This window comes from Patulibacter medicamentivorans (assembly GCF_000240225.1).
Lineage (GTDB): Bacteria > Actinomycetota > Thermoleophilia > Solirubrobacterales > Solirubrobacteraceae > Patulibacter > Patulibacter medicamentivorans.
Genome location: NZ_AGUD01000238.1, coordinates 1 through 15,920, shown reverse-complemented (window position 1 = coordinate 15,920; position 15,920 = coordinate 1). Strand labels below are relative to the sequence as shown.

The window sequence follows — 15,920 nt, the reverse complement described above, 5'->3', positions numbered from 1 at the left end:
CGGCAGCCGCCGGCGCCCTCAGAACCGCGCCGGAACCGTCGCGGTCGCCAGCCCGGCGGCCGCGATCCGCTCCAGGACGACCGGCAGCGCCGCCGCGGTCGCCCGCCACGACTGCGGGTCGCTGTAGTCGTCGGCGTCGTGCAGCAGCAGGACGTCGCCGGCGGCCAGGCCGCGGGTGACCTCGGCGGCGATCGACGCGGCCGTCGCGTCGTCGCGCCAGTCGTGGCCCCAGCGGCTCCACAGCAGCGGCCGCCAGCCCCGGCGCGCGACGTCGGCGATCGCCGGATGGGCGTAGATCCCGTACGGCGCCCGGTGGACCGGCAGCAGCGCGTCGCCGGCGATCGACCCGATCGTCTCGGCGGCGCGGTCGAGGTCGTCGCGGATCGCGCGCGGCGACCGGCGCAGCAGCAGCCGGTGGCGATCGCCGTGGATCGCGACCCGGTGCCCGGCGGCGACCACCTCGGCCAGCAGCGACCCGGTCCGCCGGACCTGCTCGCCGATGCAGAAGAAGGTCGCCGTGGCGCCGTGCTCGCGCAGCGCGTCGAGCACCGCCGGCGTTCCCTGCGGGTGCGGGCCGTCGTCGAACGTGACCGCGACCGCGCCGTCGAGCGGCAGCCGCCGCGGCAGCCCGAGGGCGCCGGCCAGCCGCGGCACCAGCGGCGCCAGCGCCGGCAGCGACCAGCCGACGCCGGCCGCGACGGTCGTTCCGGCGAGGAGCGGGGCGGCGCGCACCGGGGGATGGTGGCACGCTTCCCGCCCGCGATCTACGCTCGCGTCATGTCCGAGTTCGAGGAGCACCCCAGCCGGGTCGCCACCTGGCGGGACGGCCGCTTCGTGGTCCTGCCCGACGCGGTCGACGAGGACTGCACCGTCTGGTTCCCCGTCGACCGCGGCCGCGACCACGCGATCGCCTGGGAGGGCCTGCTGGCGCGGCGCACGGGTCCCGACCGGGCCGTCGTCTGCGCGGTCCCGTTCTGGCTCTACGACGTGAACCTGGGGGACGAGGTCGTCCTGCGGCAGCGACCCGACGGGGCCGACGTCGCCGACGCGGTCGTGCGCGACGGCGGCAACTACACCTTCCGCGTGGCCTTCAGCGACGCCCGCGACGACGACGATCGCTGGCGCCGGCTGATGGTCGACCTGGCGACGTGGGACTGCTGGTTCGACGTCCGCGGTCCGGCCTACGTCGCGATCTCGGTCCCGGCCGCGCACGCCCAGGCGGTCGCCGACCTGCTGGCCGCGCGCGAGGCGGCCGGCGAGCTGGTCTACGAGACCGGCCGCAGCACGCCGCCGACGTTGCACTGAGCCCGGGCCGGGCCCGCGGGGCCCGACCAGGGAACCGGCGGAACCGGGCTCAGGCCACGTCGACCGCCTCGTGGACGTCGTGGGTCAGGAGCATCGCGTCGTCGGTCATCGCGATCCGGCCGTAGTAGGTCGACATCACGACCTGGATCAGGCTGCCGTCGACCGGGAAGCCGCACTCGTCGCTGAGCTGGGCGAAGTCCAGCCGCAGCCGGTCGCGCGCCCGGACCTCGCAGTAGGACGCGTTCTCGAAGACCTCGACCCCGTCGTGCTCGCAGAGGGCGTCGACGATCGCGTCGCCCTCGACGCAGCGGGCGATCGTCACCCCGACGTAGTCGAAGGGCTGGTCGCCCGCCCGCGCGGTGCCCATCCCCTCCTCGGCCCGCGCGACCGCGGCCTCGTCGCCGCTCACGCGACCACCGCCGGGCGAGCCGGGTCGAGCGTCGCCGCGGCGACCAGCTCGCGCTGATCGGCGACGACCGCCGCCCGCGCGTCGGCGAAGCTCGTCCCCGGAGCGCCGTCGAGGATCGGCTCGAGCGCGTCGACCGCCGCCAGCGTCTCGGGCGTCCAGGCCTCCAGCCAGCCGTCGACCAGCACCCGGTTGGCCGCGCCGTGCTCGGGATCCTGGACCGCGAAGCGCGCGAACGCGACCGCGAAGTCCTGCCACCAGGCGCCCTCGCGCTGGGCGTTGCGCGCGATCGCCGGAGTCACCGGGTCGGCCGCGCGCAGCGCCCCGCGCAGCAGCAGCTCGCGCCGCAGCAGGACCCCGAGCAGCGGCTCGACGACCAGGCCGGCGACGACGATCAGCTCGCCCCAGTCGCGGATCGTGCCCATCCGCTCGACCAGCCGGCGGGCGTCCTGCCAGGCCGGCTCGCGCAGCCAGCGCTCGCGGGCCGCCTCGATCGTGACGTCGCCGAACGCGTCGTCGAGGTCCATCCCCTCGATCACCAGCGCCTGCGCCTGCCGCTGCTTGATCGCCGCGTAGAGGACGATCCCGTGGGTCAGGGCATCGCTCAGCGCCGCCCGCGAGCGACGGGTGGCGATCGCCCAGATGCCGTGCTCGACGAACGCCGGGACCTGCCCGTCGCGGCGCAGGAAGGCGACCCAGTCGGGGTCGACGTCGGCGTACAGGCCCTGCGAGCGGGCGCTCTCGACCGCGGCGTCGATCTCGCGCTCGCACTGGGCGCCCTGCTGGTAGTAGGGCCGCTCCCAGAGCTCGTTGGGATCGCGGAACGCCGACCAGGTGACGACGTCGAGGGCGGTCGACGCGTCGTCCCAGGTGCCGCGTCCGTCGGCGAACGAGCAGTGGTAGCCGCTCTTGAGGAAGCGGTGGACCGACGGCTGGGTGTCGAGCGTCAGGTCCTCGTAGATCGACGCCTTGCGCCCCGCCGGGACGACCCACTGGAACTGCCGCTCGGGGTCCTCGCCGCGGCGCTGGCGCCGCTCGCCGGCCCGGATCTCGCCGGCCATCAGAGCTTCACCCACGGGGTCGACCCGACCGCGGCGGCGGCCAGGTCCTCGGGGGTGCTGACGACGCGGCCGTCGCCGTTGCGGCCTCGTCCGCCGCCGTAGAGCGTCACCGGCTGGAAGCCGTTGCCGTCGCCCATGACCGCCCCGTGCGGATCGTCGGGGTCGTGCCAGTTGCCGTCCGGCAGGCCGAGCACGCGGGCCTGGGTGATGTTCGGGCTGCGGATCTCGAAGTCGCAGTCGCGGATGTGGTCGATCGTCCACATCTGGTCCTTGCGCAGGTGCGGCTGGCCGATCAGCGTGCGGCCGTCGGCGCGCAGCAGCCCCAGCTCGACGATCACCTCCGACAGCGCCTTGCCGTGGTGCTTGTCGAAGAAGTTGCGGTCGCCGGTGTAGCGGCCGGGGTTCGTCTCGTCGAGCCACTTGCACTCGGGCGAGCAGTAGAAGCGGGTGCGCTCGTGACCGTGGGCGTCGGTGCAGGTGCGATGGCACATGTCGTCGTCGAGGACGCAGGCCAGCATGCAGGTCCAGCAGAACGGCGGCGCGCCGTCCAGCAGGCCGCCGAGCAGCAGCGCGCCCTCCTCGGGATCGGTCAGCGCCGAGTAGGCCTCCCAGGTGGCGCCGTACTCGTCGTACCAGCCGGGGTACTGGGCCTCGAACCAGTCGAAGTCCTTTTCGGTCAGCGGCGAGAACTTCCAGAACTGCAGCGGCCAGGTGGCGAACGCCAGCGGCGCGGTCTTGTGGTGGAGCCCGGCGACGAGCCGCTCGCGGGCCCGCTCGAACATGTCCGGCGGGACGGTCACGCCCATCTTGCCGAGCTGCTCGACGTAGGACCGGTACCAGTCGTCGCGGATCCAGCGGTCCCACTTGGTCAGGTAGCTCTCGTTGTCGGACCGGTCGCTGGAGAAGTACTCCATGATCGTGCCGACGAACGGGTCGACGAACGCGTGCACGATCCACCACGCCTGCTGCAGGTCGTGCTGGATCAGCGGGATGTTCTCGTCCTTCTGGAGGACGGTCAGCATCGTCGCGTAGCCGTTGGAGATGTGGCGCGCCTCGTCGGACTGGACCGACGAGTAGGTGGTCGCCTGGATGAAGTCGCCGTTGCGGGTCGCGACGTCCGGCAGCGCGACGAAGGCGACGTTGGTGAACGCCGTCTCGATCACGGTCATCATCGTGAAGCCGGCCGCGATCGGATCGCCGACGAACGAGTGGGAGAACATGTTGATCCCGGCGCGGGTGAACATGTTCTCGGCCATGTACTCCTGGCCGCGGTGCCAGCCGGCCGGGTCCGGCGTGTGCTTGGCGTACCAGCGCGCCAGGTTCATCTGCATGCCGATGTGACGGACCTCGTCGACGAACTGCACGTGGTAGCCGTTGAGCAGCTCCTCGTTGGGGACGACGTCCATCACGACCGACATGCAGCGGCCGGCGGCGCCCTCGGCGTAGACCAGGATCAGCACCAGCGGCTTCATCACCTGCAGCCAGCGCTCGTCGGCCTTGGTCGGCATCCCGGCGCGGAGCGCGGCGTCGAATCCGCCGTAGACCCGGTCGTCCTTCTCCAGCTGCATCGGCAGGTACTCGCGCATCACCTGCTTCATCGGGTCCTTGGCCTTCTCGGGGAAGACGTAGCGGGTCTCGTAGATCGGGACCGGCTGGTGGTAGTCGTGACGCCAGCCGAGCTGGGCGATGCGCTCGTGCGTCTTCGTGACGCTGCGGCGACGGGTCTGCTGCGTGGCCATGACGCCACTATCCGTCGGCGCTCCGGGGCCTGGCATCGGGAGGGTGGGTGATATCCCTCACCCGTTCAGCGTCACGCCCTTCCCGTGGGCCCCGGAGCGGGGGTACGTTCGCCGCGATATGAGCCCCGTGATCAAGTTCGAGCCGATCGGCATCGAGGTCGAGTGCGACGAGGACGAGACGGTCCTCGACGCCTCCTTCCGCGAGGGCTGGAACCTCGTGCACGGCTGCCGCGAGGGCCAGTGCACCGCCTGCAAGAGCTTCCTGCTCGAGGGCGAGGTGTCGCTGGAGCCCTACTCCACGCACGCGCTGTCGGAGAGCGAGGAGGCGCAGGGCTACACGCTGCTCTGCCGCGCGATGCCCGACTCCGACCTGGTCGTCGAACTGCTCCACTTCGACCCCGACAACCTGCGCCTGGCGCACCCGATCGGCGACGGCCGCGCCCGCGTCGCGGCGATCGAGGAGCTGACCGCCGAGATCGTGCGGCTGCGGCTGGAGGTGTTGGAGCCGGCCGGCTTCTCGTTCACGCCGGGGCAGTACGTCGACCTCTGGGTCCCCGGCACCGACGGTGACGAGCGGCGCTCGTACTCGCTGGCGAACCTGCCCGGGGACGGCGTCCTGGAGCTGGTGATCCGCCGCTACGCCGGCGGCCGCTTCTCGGGGATGGTCGGCGTCGCCGGCCAGGTCGGCGTCGGCGACGAGCTGCGCTTCACCGGGCCCTACGGGACGATGGCGCTGCGGCCCGGCGAGCGGCCGGTGCTGCTGGTCGCCGGCGGCTCGGGGATCGGGCCGATCCTGTCGCTGCTGCGCGAGTTGGCCGCCGCCGGCACCGCGCGCCCGGTGCGGTTCCTCTACGGCGCCCGCCGCGAGGCCGACCTGCCGCTGCGCGAGGAGATCGCGGAGCTCGGGGCGCAGCTGGCGGACTTCGCGTTCGTGCCGGTCCTGTCCGAGCAGTCGTGGGACGGCGCCACCGGCCTGGTCCACGAGGCCGCCGCGCGGCTGGTGGCCGACGGCGAGCTGGTCGACCCCGTCGTCTGCACCTGCGGCCCGCCGCCGATGATCGAGGCCCTGATCGCGGTCCTGACCGGTCGCCACGGCATCGCCGAGGGCGACATCGCCTTCGACAAGTTCACCACCGCCGCCGCCGGCGAGACGGTGTGACGACGCCCGCAGCGCGCGTCGCCGGCCGCGCGGCGACGTTTCCCGGCGGTCGCTGCGCCGATGGTACGTTCGCGTCGATGGGGACGATCGCGGACGAGGGGACCGCGCTGGCCGGGGTCCAGCGGGCGCTCGCCGCCCTCCGCGAGCCGGCGAGCGCGGGGACGGTGATGGACCGCGGGCTGCGGGCGCTCTGCACGCACTGCGGCTTCTCGCGCGCCGTGCTGTTCCGGCTCGAGGGATCCGAGCTGGTCGGCGAGGCGATCCACTTCGAGCAGCAGCCGGAGTGGGCGGCCCAGCTGCTGCTGGAGACCCGTCGCACGCCGATGCCGATGAAGCACACGGTGCTCGAGACCGAGATGCTGCGGCGGCGGACCGCCGGGCTGGTGCTGCGACCGCAGGACGACCCGCACGCGTTCAAGGCGCTGACCGAGCCGTTCCTGACCCGCTCCTACGCGGCGGCGCCGCTGGTCGCCGACGACCGCGTGGTCGGGTTCGTCCACGCCGACCACTACTTCGAGCCCGACCGCCACGTCGACGAGCGCGACCGGCTGCTGCTGGCCGCCTTCTCGGAGGGCTTCGCGATGGCGCTGCACCGCGCCGTCCTGATCGACCGCCTGGCCCGCCACCGGCAGGCGCTGCGGCGACTGATCGGCGAGGCGGGCGAGGTCGCCGAGCAGATCGGCTCGCTCGACGGCGGCCTGGCGCGGGCCGACGAGGACCTGCACGCGTCGCTGCGCTCGGCCGCGGCCTCGGGCGGCCTCCCGGTCGACGAGCGGCTGCGGTCGCTGCTGACCCCGCGCGAGCTCGAGGTCCTCGAGCTGATGGCGTCCGGCGCCACCAACGCGGCGATCGCGCGGCGGCTGGTCGTCTCGGAGCAGACCGCCAAGACCCACGTCTCGCACGTCCTGCGCAAGCTGCGCGCCACCAACCGCGCGGCCGCGGTCTCGCGCTACCACGCGATCACCAACCGCGATCGCTGAACGGGTGAGGAAGCTCACCCGATCCCCCGATGCCGTCGCCGACGGCCGGGCCTAGGGTCGCGCCATGCCCTACTTCGACAGCGACACCGAGGCCTACGCCTACCTGGCGGGAGTCTTCCGCAAGGCCGCCGAGCACCCCGAGGTCGGCCCGAAGCTGGCCGCCGCGGACCTGATCCTGCAGCTGCGCTACTCCGAGCCGGACTGCCAGACGACCGTCGTGCTGCGCGAGCCGATCGAGGTCCACGAGGGCGACAGCGACCTGCAGCCGGACGTGGTCCTGGAGCTGACCGCCGACGACGCCGACCGCTACTGGCGCGGCGAGCTGAACCTGGCGGTCGCGCTGGCCAAGCGCCGCGCGCGCAGCGAGGGGCCGATCAACAAGATCCTCAAGCTCGTGCCGCTGACCAAGCCGATGTTCCCGATGTACCGCGAGATGGCCGCCGAGAAGGACGCCGCGACCGCCTGAGCGCGACCGCGACGCCGGGGACGACGCTTGCCGGAGGGCCGAGCCGCGATAGTGCCCCCGTGCCCTCCTCGGACACCATCCTCGGGATCGTCGCCGCCGCCGGGGCCGCCGCCTGCTTCGACGGCGCGGTGGTCCTGCAGGCGACCGAGGCGCAGGCCGTCGCCGACGAGCACGGCCTGCGGCCCTCGCTGCTGACGCGGCTGGTGCGACGGCCGCGGTGGGTGCTGGGAACGCTGCTGGCGGTGCTCGGCTGGCCGCTGCAGCTGGTGGCGTTCGCGCTGGCGCCGTTCACGGTCGTGCAGCCGACGCTGGCCCTGGGGCTGGTGCTGCTGCTGATCCTCGGCCGCCGGATCCTCGGCGAGCAGGTCGGGCGGGCGGCGTGGAGCGCCGCGGCGATCGTCGTCGCCGGGGTGGTGCTGCTGACGCTGGTGGCGCCCGAGCGCAGCGACGCGATCCCCGACAGCGGCCGCCTGATCGGCGTGCTCGCGCTGCTGGCGCTGGCGATCGCGCTGCCGTTCGCGCGCGGCCAGGCCCGTGCCGGCGCCTGGATGCTGATCGCCTCGGCCGGGACGGCGTTCGCCGCCTCGGCCCTGACCGGCAAGCTGATCGTCGTCGAGCTGCAGCACGGCCGGCCGCTGGCCGCGCTCGGCTGGGCCGGCGCGACCGTGCTCGCCGCGGGGATCGGGTTCCTCGTCGACATGACCGCCCTCCAGCGGTTCGCGGCCACGCGCGTGGCGCCGCCGATGTTCGTGGCCGAGACCGCGATTCCCGTCGCCTGCGCGCCGTTCCTGCTCCACGAGAGCTGGAGCGGGACCCCGGGCGGCGGGGCGCTGGTGGTCCTCGGGCTGCTGTTGGTGCTGGTCGGCGGGGCCGGGCTCGGCCGCTCGCGGACGGTCAACGCGATCGAGCACCCGGGCGATCCCGCGGTGCCGTCGGTGGCGGGCGTCGCACGGGTCGCCGGGGCGCGGCCGCGGACGGTCGACCCGGCCGGCGGCGTCGATCAGGCGGCGGCGCCGGCGCGCGACGCGGCCAGCTCCAGCACCAGGTCCGCGGCCGACGGCCGCGCCCCGTAGCCCAGGTCCGGGGAGGGTCCCTCGGCCAGCGCGTCGGCCAGCGCCTGCCGCAGCGCCGGCGCGTCGACGGCCACCCGCGCCAGCCCGAAGCGCTCGTAGGCGCGGTTGTTCAGCCGGATGTGGGCGACCCCCCAGCCGTAGGAGATCACGCGCGCGCCGCGGATCATCGCCTCGAGCGCGGTCAGGCCGGCGGTCGAGTGGACGAGCACGTCGGCGGCGGCCATCAGCTCGCCCATCCGGTCGGTGAAGCCCCAGGTGCGGACGCGCGGCTGGCCGGCGAAGGCGGCGTCGAGCGCCGCGCGCAGCTCGCCGTTGCGGCCGCAGAGCGCCACGATCGTCGCCTGCGGGTCCGCCTCGAGGCCGGCGCGGACGGCGCCCTCCAGGTCGCCGACGCCCCAGCCGCCGCCGGAGACGACGATCAGCGGGCCGGACGCGGGAAGCTCGAGCGCGGCCCGTGCCTCCCGCTGGTCGAGCGGCCGGTCGAACGCGGCGTGGGTCAGCCCGCGCACGGTCTCGATCCGCGCGCCGACGCCGGCGATCTCGCGGACCTCGAAGGCGGACTCCTCGTGGGTCAGCAGGTGCAGGTCGACGCCGGGGTGGGCCCAGTAGCGCATCGCCGCGAGGTCGGTGATCGCCGAGGCGACCGGCACGTGCAGGCGCCCGAGCCGCCGCAGCACGCCGAGCACGTAGCTCGCCATCGGGTAGGTGCAGACGACCACGTCCGGGCGCTGCCAGCGGATCGTCTCCAGCAGCCGGCGGCCGGCCAGCAGCGGCATCCCGACGTCGCCGATCCAGCGCGTCGGCCGGTGGAACGCCAGCTGATACTGGAGGTCGAAGACCGCCGGCCCGCGCTCCAGGATGACGTCGGATCCCTCGCGGACGATCTTGCGGATCGTCGGTCCCGAGACGGCGAGCGTGTCGACGATCGCGACCTCGGCGTCCGGGACCCGCTCGCGGACGCCGGCCGCGAGGACGCGGGCGGGCAGGTCGTGTCCCTCGCCGATGTCGGCGCTGAGGATCAGCAGGCGCACGGCGAGGCACTGTACCCGCGCCGTGCGCCCGCCGGTCGGCTAGCGCCTGCGGTCGAAGTGGATGTAGCGGAGGTCGCTGGTGCGGGCCACCCAGCGCTGGCTGTAGGCGTCCTTGTGGACGTGGTTGTACTCCTCCAGCAGGACCTTGCCGGCCTTGACCTTGGCGACCACGGCGACGTGGCCCCAGCGACCGCTGTTGCGGACCATCACCGAGCCGACCGTCGGGCTCGAGTTGACCAGGTAGCCGAGCCGGCGGGCGTTGTCGTCCCAGGTGTTGGCGTTGCCGAAGCGGCCGCCGCCCATCCCGTTGCCGAAGCCGGGGATGTTGCGGCTCAGGCGCCAGGCGACGAAGCTCGTGCACTGGCCCTTGTAGAAGTTCCACGGGTCGACGCCGCTGCCCTGGCCGCGGTAGGGGTAGTCGTCGCGGAGGGTCACGCTGGCGACGTTGCCGGTCGGCGCGGGCGGCGCCGGCTTCGGCGGCTTCGGCTTGCTGCCGCAGTCGGGCGCGACGCGGCCGTCGCTGCCGGTGTAGACGAAGGTGTCGCTGACGTAGCCGCCGCCGGCCAGCTTGTCCCACAGGGTCGACGTGCCGAAGCGGCCGCTGACGCGGCTGCCCTGGGTCTGGCAGACGATCGTGACCCTGCTGCCGTTGGCCAGCTGCCGGACCTTGCTCGCGGTCGACAGGGGCGCGCTGCGGGCGCTGAGGCTGTAGCCCTTGTTGACGGTGACCGTGCCGGTGGCCGCGTCGGCCGCTGCCGGGGCCAGCAGCAGCGCGGCGCCGAAGGTCGCGGCCACGGCGATCGAGCGCGCTGGGACGGCGCGCGGCGAGGACGGGAACATGGGGTGAGCTCCTGGTGCGGAGGACGGGGCGGGTGCTGCGCTCGCCAACCTACGGCGGCGGCGACCCGGTCGGACCCCCTCTCTCACCAACCTCTCACGAGCCCTCGTCGCGCCCGCGCGATCCGGTCGCGAGACGTTCGTGCCCGGGCCCCGGGCACGCCCGCCGCGGGCCGCTCAGCCGGCGGCGACCAGCCCGAGCCGGTGAGCGACGGCCGCCGCCTCGGTGCGGCTGCGGACCTCGAGCTTCGCCAGGATCCGCGAGACGTGGACGCTGGCGGTCTTCTCGGCCATGAACAGCTGCTGCCCGACCTCGCGGTTGGTGGCGCCGGCCGCGACCAGCTCCAGCACCTGCCGCTCGCGCGGGGTCAGGCCGAACGGGTCCTCGACCGGGACCGCCTCGGGCTCCGGCTGGTCCTCGGGGGCGGCGATCGGGGCGGCGTCGGCCGGGGCGGCAGGGTCGAGCGCCAGCCGACCGCGAGCGGCGAGCCCTTCGACCTCGCTCGCCAGCCAGTCGGACCCGAGCGCCCGCGCGGCGGCCAGCGCCTCGACCGCGGTCGCCGCGGCAGCGGCCCGGTCGCCGGCCGACAGCTCGGCCTCGGCCCGGCGCCAGAGGGCGCGCGCGACCGGGTAGGGGTGCTCCAGCTCCCGCCAGGCGGCCTCGACCCGGCGCCAGGCGTCGGGATCCGCCTGCCCGTGGGCGCGGCCGAGGTCGGCTTCGGCCTCCAGCAGGTTGGCCCGCTCGACCGGGCCGGCGTCCTCGGCGGCGGCCCGCACCCGCTCGGTCATCGACTCCGCCCGGGCGAGCGCCGGGCCGTCGTCCTCGCGCAGGTCGCGGGCCCGCTGGGCGGCGGCCGCCTCGACGGCGACGCCGACGCGCGCCAGGTGAGCCATCCGCGCCGCGTCCTCGGCGCAGAACTCGATCCGGTCGAGGCCGCGGTCGATCGCCTCGCGGGCGCCGTCGAGGTTGTCGCGGCGCAGCTCGCGGACCGCGCGGGCGGTCGCCACCGGCCCGTGGAACTGCGGCTCGGAGGAGCTGGCCGACAGCGCCTCGATCTCGGGCAGCAGCGCCGCGGCCGCCGCGTCGTCGCCGCGGCCGAGCGCCAGGTCCAGCCGCCGCATGCTGATGTTCAGGACCCCGTTGGGCGACAGCCGCCGGACCCGCTCCTCGGTCGGCAGCGTGCGCTCCGCCGTCTCCCAGTCCCCGAGCGAGAACGAGAACTCCGAGATCGCCGCCTCCAGCCAGGCGCGGTCGGCCGACCGCGGCGCGGCGATCTCCCAGCCCTCGCGGGCGACGGTCAGCGCCTCGCGCGTGCGGCCGGCGATGTGCATCGCGTCGGCGAGGTTGGTGTAGGCGCTCGTCAGCTCGCCGAGCGGGCCGCCGAGCTTGGCGACCTCGATCGCGCGCCGCAGCTCGCGTCCGCCGCCGTCGGGATCGCCGGCGCCGGAGAGCGAGACGCCGAGGGCGTTGCGCGCACGGCTCTCGGCGACCTCGTCGCCGACCGCCTGCGCCAGCGCGATCGCCTCGCGGGCGACGCCGACCGCTTCGCGGTAGCGCCCCTGCAGCATCCGCGCCTTGGCCCACCAGCTGAGCAGCCGCGCCCGCTCGACGCTGGTGTCGCCGGCCAGCAGGTCGAGACCCTCCTGCGCCGTGTCGAGCGCCTCGATCGGCCGCATCTGCGACCACCGCACGCGGGCGAGGCGCTCGAGCGTGCTGGCCGCCAGGCGCGGATCCGCGGCGCGATCGATCTGGTCGAGCGCCGCGACCAGCAACGTCTCCGAGCGCCCGTGCTCGCCGACCCCCTGGTGGGCGAAGGCGGTTCGGCGCAGGACCCGGACGTGGGAGCGGCCGGCGACCTGCTCGGCGTCGGGGACGTTCGGCCACAGCGCCAGCGCCCGCTCCAGCAGCTCGGCCTCCTCGCCGTAGGCGTGGACGCGCTCGGCCGCGTCGGCGGCGCGGATCGCTGCCCCGAGCGCGGCGGGTTGGTCGCCGGCGCTGGCGTAGTGGTGGGCGATCCCGCTGGTCAGGAAGACCCCGTCGCCGACCTCGTCGACGCGCCGCTCGAGCGCGTGTGCGAGGGCCAGGTGCAGTTCGGCCCGCTCGCCCGGCAGCAGGTCGTCGTCGACGACCTCGCGCAGCAGGGCGTGGCGGAACGCGTAGCGGCCCTCGTCGTCGGCGACCAGGATGTGGCTGGAGACGGCCTCGCGCAGCGCCTCGCGCAGCGCGCGACCGTCGACCCCAGCCGCGTCGGCCAGGATCGCGTGGTGCAGCCGCTGGCCGAGCGCCAGCGTCCGCAGGACCTCCTGGGCGTCGTCGGACAGCTGCTCGACCCGCAGCATCAGCGCGTCGCGCAGGGTCGGCGGAAGGCCGCCGCGGCCGTCGAGGCCGGCGGCGAGCAGCTCCTCGCTGAAGAGCGGGTTGCCCTCGCTGCGGGCGTAGAGTCGGTCGACCAGGGCATCGTCGGGCGGCGCGCCGAGGATGTCCGACAGCTGCTCGCCGAGCTCGTCGCGGCTGAGCGGGGCCAGCTCGATCCGCCGGGCACGGGCGTCGCGCTCCAGCTCGGCCAGCAGCGGACGGAGCGGATGACGGCGGTGCAGCTCGTCCGGCCGGTAGGTCGCGACGACCAGGATCCGCTCGCGGCAGAGGCTGCGGGAGAGGAAGGAGAGGAACGCCCGCGTCGAGCGGTCGGCCCAGTGCAGGTCCTCGATCGTCAGCAGCAGCGGCCGCTCGCGCGCGAGCGCGTCGAAGAGGTGCAGGAGCGCCTCGAACAGCCGTCCCTGGGCGACGCCGTCCGCCTCGACCGCCGCCGACGCCGACGGGGCAGCGACGCCACCGGGCGCGTCGAGGGCCGGCCGGCTGCCGTCGGGCAGGACCGGCCCCAGGCCGGGAAGGAAGCGCCCCAGCTCCGCGCGAGCGGCGGGCGCGAGCGCGTCGAGGACCGGATCGCCCCGTCGGGCGAGCGGTCGGAGGGCGGCGATCAGCGGCGCGTAGGGCAGCTCGCCGCTGCCGAGCTGGACGCAGTCGCCGCCGACGACGCGCGCGAACGGCTCCGGCGAATCGCCGGAGCCGTCGTGCGCGGGGACGGGATCCTGGTGGGGCGCCCGAGCGAGACGCTCGAGCTCGGTGACGAGACGGGTCTTGCCGACGCCGCTCTCACCCGCGACGAACGCCAGTGACGGACGTCCCGCCGCGGCGTCGCGGAGCGCGGCTCGCAGTTCCGCGAGCTCGCCCGTGCGGCCGACGAACCGTGTGCTCGTCACGCGCGTCGCCATCGCTCCAGTATCGCGCGAGGACTCGGCGAACGGTGGGGCGGAAGCCGTTGTCGTGACGGCCGGGGGCGTAGCGCGCCACGTCGAGGTCCGAGGCCCGACGGGCAGCACGCGCGAGGTCGGCGCTCCGTGCGTCGACGAGGTGATTGGTGATGTTTCCGTGCATCGTGCGCTCCCATCGGTCGGATTGGGCACAACGTCATCCTGGGCTACGCCGGCCCCCGCCACATCGGGCGGATGGAGCGTCCGCGCGGGTTCGACCCCTTACCCCGGAGCCGCAGCCGCCGCCCGACCCCTTACCCGCCCCGCCCACCACGACCGCCGGTCCTCCCGGGGGCGCGGCACCTCCCGGGGGCGCGGCACCTCCCGGGGGCGCGGCACCTCCCGGGGGCGCTTGGCGATCGTTCGCGCGCCGTGAACGATCGCCAAGCGCCCCCGGACAGAGCCCCCGACCCCGCCCCAGCCCGGCACCGGCGAGGCCCGCGGCTCGCGGCGGGGCGCAGGACGACGCCGGCACGCGGCACGGGAAGGTCTCGGGCGCTTGCGGTCTCGGGCGCTTGCGGTCTCGGGCGCTTGCGGTCTCGGGCGCTTGCGGTCTGGGGCGTGTCGAGACCGTGGCGGACCGTGCCCGATCGCGGTCGGAACGGTGCCGATCCGGTGGCGGGGCTCGGTGGCGGTGGGTTCGGGGCTACGGTGGCGGGGTGTTCGCGATCCGGCAGCTCGAGGCGCTCGTCGCGGTGGCGGAGACGGAGCACTTCGGTCGAGCGGGGGCTCGGCTGGGAACGACGACGAGCGCGGTCAGTGGCTTGATCGCCCGGCTGGAGCGGGAGGCGGGCGTGGCGCTGGTCCGTCGGACGACGCGGAGGGTCTGCTTGACCGCCGAGGGGGTCGCGGTCCTGGGGCAGGCGCGCGCGGTCGTGGCTGCGGCCCGGCGGCTGACCGAGCGTGTCGCCGCAGTCGCCGAGGGGCGCGTCGGCGTGGTCCGGATCGGGGTCAGCTCGGACTGCCGTCAGGCCGGTCAGCGGGTGGCGCGGGCGGTTCGGGCAGCGACCGCTCCGGGATGGTCGGTCCGGACCGAGGTCCGCGCCGCGGCCGACGTCGGCGAGCGGTTCGACGAGGGTCGCCTCGAGCTGCTGGTCACGCGTCGGCCGCTCGCTCGTCGGCAGCGACCCTGGTGGCACAAGCCGTGGAGCCAGCGGCGCCGCGACCGACGGGCGTTCGCGCTCGAACCGGGGCCCGCAGCGGTGCGCGCGGTCTGGGATCCGGCGTGGTCGCCGCCCGTGACCGTGGCCGAGCTGCGCCGGTCCGCGCCCACGCGGAGCCCGTGACCGTTCGGGCGTGCGGGCTTCGCCGCGATCGGGCTCAGCGGCCGGAGGGAACCCCGCTGGCCGCCTCGTCGCCGGCGAGGGCTCCGAGCAGCGCGTGGGTCAGCGCGACGGCGCGCTCGATCGTGCCGTAGTCGAGGTTCTCCGGGGTGTCGGACATCTGGTGGTAGTTCGTCATCGCCTTGGCGCGGTCGAACGAGACCAGGGTCGCGGTCGGGTACCGGGCGCGGCTGGGGATCACGGCGTCGGTGCTCGAGCGTGCCCGCATCCCGCGGCGCAGGGCCAGGCCCTCGCGAACCGCGACCCGGTCGATCAGGTCGCGGAAGCTGCGCCAGTGGTAGTCCTCCATCACCATCGTGCCCTCGCCCTCGATCATCACCAGCTCGGGCGAGCCGATCGTGTCGTAGTTGAGGAACCACGTCCGCTCGACGTCCAGTTGCGGGAAGTGCCGCTCGGCGAAGCCGTAGATCCCGCCCTGGATCACCTCTTCCGCGCCGCACGAGACCAGCAGCACCCGGACCCCGGGAACCGGCTCGGCCCGCAACCGCTCGGCCAATGCGACCAGGGCCGCGACCGCGCTGAGGTTGTCGTTCGCTCCCGGGACGATCGGGCTGCGGGCGATGTCGGCGAACGAGGCGGTCGCCAGCGCGCCGAGCGCGATCCCGGCCAGGCTGGCACCGCGGCGCCCGGTCGCCGCGCCGAGCGCCGACAGCGCCGGGGCCGCGACCACCGGCCACCACAGCGGCAGCGAGGTGTCGACCCGCTCGAAGACGCCGGGCGCCAGCTTGGCCATCGTCCGCTGCAGGGTCTGGTCGAAGGCCGCGCCGGTCGGCGCCGCGTCGTGGTGGGCCATCACCACCAGGGTCCGCTCGGCCGCCGGGTCCCCCGCCTCGGCGACGACGTTCCAGGTCGTCTGGGGCTGCTGGGTCGCCTTGCGCGCCACCCGCGGCCCGTTCGAGACGTCGTCCGCGATCGCCGCCGCGGCGCCCACGCCGCCGAGGATCGCGGCCAGGCGGCCGCGCCGGGCCAGGCCCGCGACGCCGGCGGCGGCCCCGATCGCGCTGAGCTTGGCGATCAGCGGCGCGTAGCCGTCGAGGAACTCGGCCTCCTCGACCCGGGCCGGCGCGCCGGCCGTCGTCAGCCGCTCCGCGATCCAGTCGGCCGCCTCGTGCTCGGCCGGCGACCCGGCGCGGCGCTCCAGCGGCGCCAGCCGCTCGACGACCTCGCGCAGCGTCTCGCCGACCGGGGGCAGCTTCGGCGCCGCCGGC

General features: G+C 75.0%; 14 protein-coding genes. 6 read left to right on the top strand and 8 right to left on the bottom strand.

Going from position 1 to position 15,920, the window contains the following annotated elements:
* Positions 1 to 18: 18 nt before the first annotated feature.
* Positions 19 to 732: a polysaccharide deacetylase family protein gene (locus tag PAI11_RS15665; RefSeq protein ID WP_007576516.1), complete on the bottom strand. Its 714-nt coding sequence runs from the start codon at positions 730 to 732 to the stop codon at positions 19 to 21.
* Between the two features lie 45 nt (positions 733 to 777).
* Between PAI11_RS15665 and PAI11_RS26410 the strand changes: the two genes are divergently transcribed.
* On the top strand, positions 778 to 1,305 hold the full coding sequence (locus tag PAI11_RS26410) for a DUF4265 domain-containing protein (protein ID WP_007576514.1): 528 nt from the start codon (positions 778 to 780) through the stop codon (positions 1,303 to 1,305).
* Positions 1,306 to 1,354: 49 nt separating this feature from the next.
* On the opposite strand, the gene PAI11_RS15655 is transcribed toward PAI11_RS26410, so the two are convergent.
* Genes PAI11_RS15655 through PAI11_RS15645 form a run of 3 tightly spaced genes read right to left on the bottom strand, consistent with a single transcriptional unit; the run spans position 1,355 to position 4,511 of the window.
* On the bottom strand, positions 1,355 to 1,714 hold the full coding sequence (locus PAI11_RS15655) for an MmoB/DmpM family protein (RefSeq protein WP_007576512.1): 360 nt from the start codon (positions 1,712 to 1,714) through the stop codon (positions 1,355 to 1,357).
* Positions 1,711 to 2,787, bottom strand: coding sequence for a ferritin family protein (locus PAI11_RS15650; protein WP_138974350.1), 1,077 nt, complete (start codon positions 2,785 to 2,787; stop codon positions 1,711 to 1,713). The genes PAI11_RS15655 and PAI11_RS15650 overlap by 4 nt, the downstream gene beginning before the upstream one ends.
* Complete coding sequence (locus PAI11_RS15645) at positions 2,772 to 4,511, bottom strand: ferritin family protein (RefSeq protein WP_007576508.1); 1,740 nt, start codon at positions 4,509 to 4,511, stop codon at positions 2,772 to 2,774. Before PAI11_RS15645 ends, PAI11_RS15650 begins: the two co-directional genes overlap by 16 nt.
* Positions 4,512 to 4,629: 118 nt before the next feature.
* On the opposite strand from PAI11_RS15645, the gene PAI11_RS15640 reads away from it, so the two are divergent.
* From PAI11_RS15640 to PAI11_RS15625, 4 genes are all read left to right on the top strand, one after another.
* Positions 4,630 to 5,670 carry a 2Fe-2S iron-sulfur cluster binding domain-containing protein gene (locus PAI11_RS15640; protein ID WP_040600577.1) on the top strand — a complete coding sequence of 347 codons (1,041 nt, stop codon included), beginning with the start codon at positions 4,630 to 4,632 and terminating at the stop codon, positions 5,668 to 5,670.
* Positions 5,671 to 5,747: 77 nt separating this feature from the next.
* Positions 5,748 to 6,650: a LuxR C-terminal-related transcriptional regulator gene (locus PAI11_RS15635; protein WP_007576504.1), complete on the top strand. Its 903-nt coding sequence runs from the start codon at positions 5,748 to 5,750 to the stop codon at positions 6,648 to 6,650.
* Between the two features lie 64 nt (positions 6,651 to 6,714).
* Positions 6,715 to 7,116: a hypothetical protein gene (locus PAI11_RS15630; protein ID WP_007576502.1), complete on the top strand. Its 402-nt coding sequence runs from the start codon at positions 6,715 to 6,717 to the stop codon at positions 7,114 to 7,116.
* 59 nt (positions 7,117 to 7,175) lie between these two features.
* Positions 7,176 to 8,189, top strand: coding sequence for a hypothetical protein (locus PAI11_RS15625; RefSeq protein WP_040600576.1), 1,014 nt, complete (start codon positions 7,176 to 7,178; stop codon positions 8,187 to 8,189).
* Here the strand turns inward: PAI11_RS15625 and PAI11_RS15620 are convergent.
* From PAI11_RS15620 to PAI11_RS15605, 3 genes are all read right to left on the bottom strand, one after another.
* Positions 8,117 to 9,220: an MGDG synthase family glycosyltransferase gene (locus tag PAI11_RS15620; RefSeq protein WP_007576500.1), complete on the bottom strand. Its 1,104-nt coding sequence runs from the start codon at positions 9,218 to 9,220 to the stop codon at positions 8,117 to 8,119. The two genes, PAI11_RS15625 and PAI11_RS15620, sit on opposite strands and share 73 nt — an antisense overlap.
* A 39-nt stretch (positions 9,221 to 9,259) precedes the next feature.
* Positions 9,260 to 10,060, bottom strand: a complete 801-nt coding sequence (locus tag PAI11_RS24600) for a CHAP domain-containing protein (protein WP_007576499.1) — start codon at positions 10,058 to 10,060, stop codon at positions 9,260 to 9,262.
* Between the two features lie 174 nt (positions 10,061 to 10,234).
* Positions 10,235 to 13,330 (bottom strand): helix-turn-helix transcriptional regulator, encoded by a 3,096-nt coding sequence (locus PAI11_RS15605; RefSeq protein ID WP_007576498.1) that lies wholly within the window; start codon positions 13,328 to 13,330, stop codon positions 10,235 to 10,237.
* 698 nt (positions 13,331 to 14,028) lie between these two features.
* On the opposite strand from PAI11_RS15605, the gene PAI11_RS27365 reads away from it, so the two are divergent.
* Entirely contained in the window at positions 14,029 to 14,655 is a 627-nt protein-coding gene (locus PAI11_RS27365; RefSeq protein ID WP_007576496.1) for a LysR family transcriptional regulator, read from the top strand.
* 34 nt (positions 14,656 to 14,689) lie between these two features.
* Here the strand turns inward: PAI11_RS27365 and PAI11_RS15595 are convergent, their stop codons facing one another.
* Positions 14,690 to 15,904 carry a M28 family peptidase gene (locus PAI11_RS15595; protein WP_050897269.1) on the bottom strand — a complete coding sequence of 405 codons (1,215 nt, stop codon included), beginning with the start codon at positions 15,902 to 15,904 and terminating at the stop codon, positions 14,690 to 14,692.
* Positions 15,905 to 15,920 lie beyond the last annotated feature (16 nt).

Coding starts and splice junctions, on each gene's coding strand:
- PAI11_RS26410 (WP_007576514.1), top strand. CDS start 778: ATGTCCGAGTTCGAGGAGCACCCCAGCCGGGTCGCCACCTGGCGGGAC.
- PAI11_RS15645 (WP_007576508.1), bottom strand. CDS start 4,511: ATGGCCACGCAGCAGACCCGTCGCCGCAGCGTCACGAAGACGCACGAG.
- PAI11_RS15640 (WP_040600577.1), top strand. CDS start 4,630: ATGAGCCCCGTGATCAAGTTCGAGCCGATCGGCATCGAGGTCGAGTGC.
- PAI11_RS15635 (WP_007576504.1), top strand. CDS start 5,748: ATGGGGACGATCGCGGACGAGGGGACCGCGCTGGCCGGGGTCCAGCGG.
- PAI11_RS15630 (WP_007576502.1), top strand. CDS start 6,715: ATGCCCTACTTCGACAGCGACACCGAGGCCTACGCCTACCTGGCGGGA.
- PAI11_RS24600 (WP_007576499.1), bottom strand. CDS start 10,060: ATGTTCCCGTCCTCGCCGCGCGCCGTCCCAGCGCGCTCGATCGCCGTG.
- PAI11_RS15605 (WP_007576498.1), bottom strand. CDS start 13,330: ATGGCGACGCGCGTGACGAGCACACGGTTCGTCGGCCGCACGGGCGAG.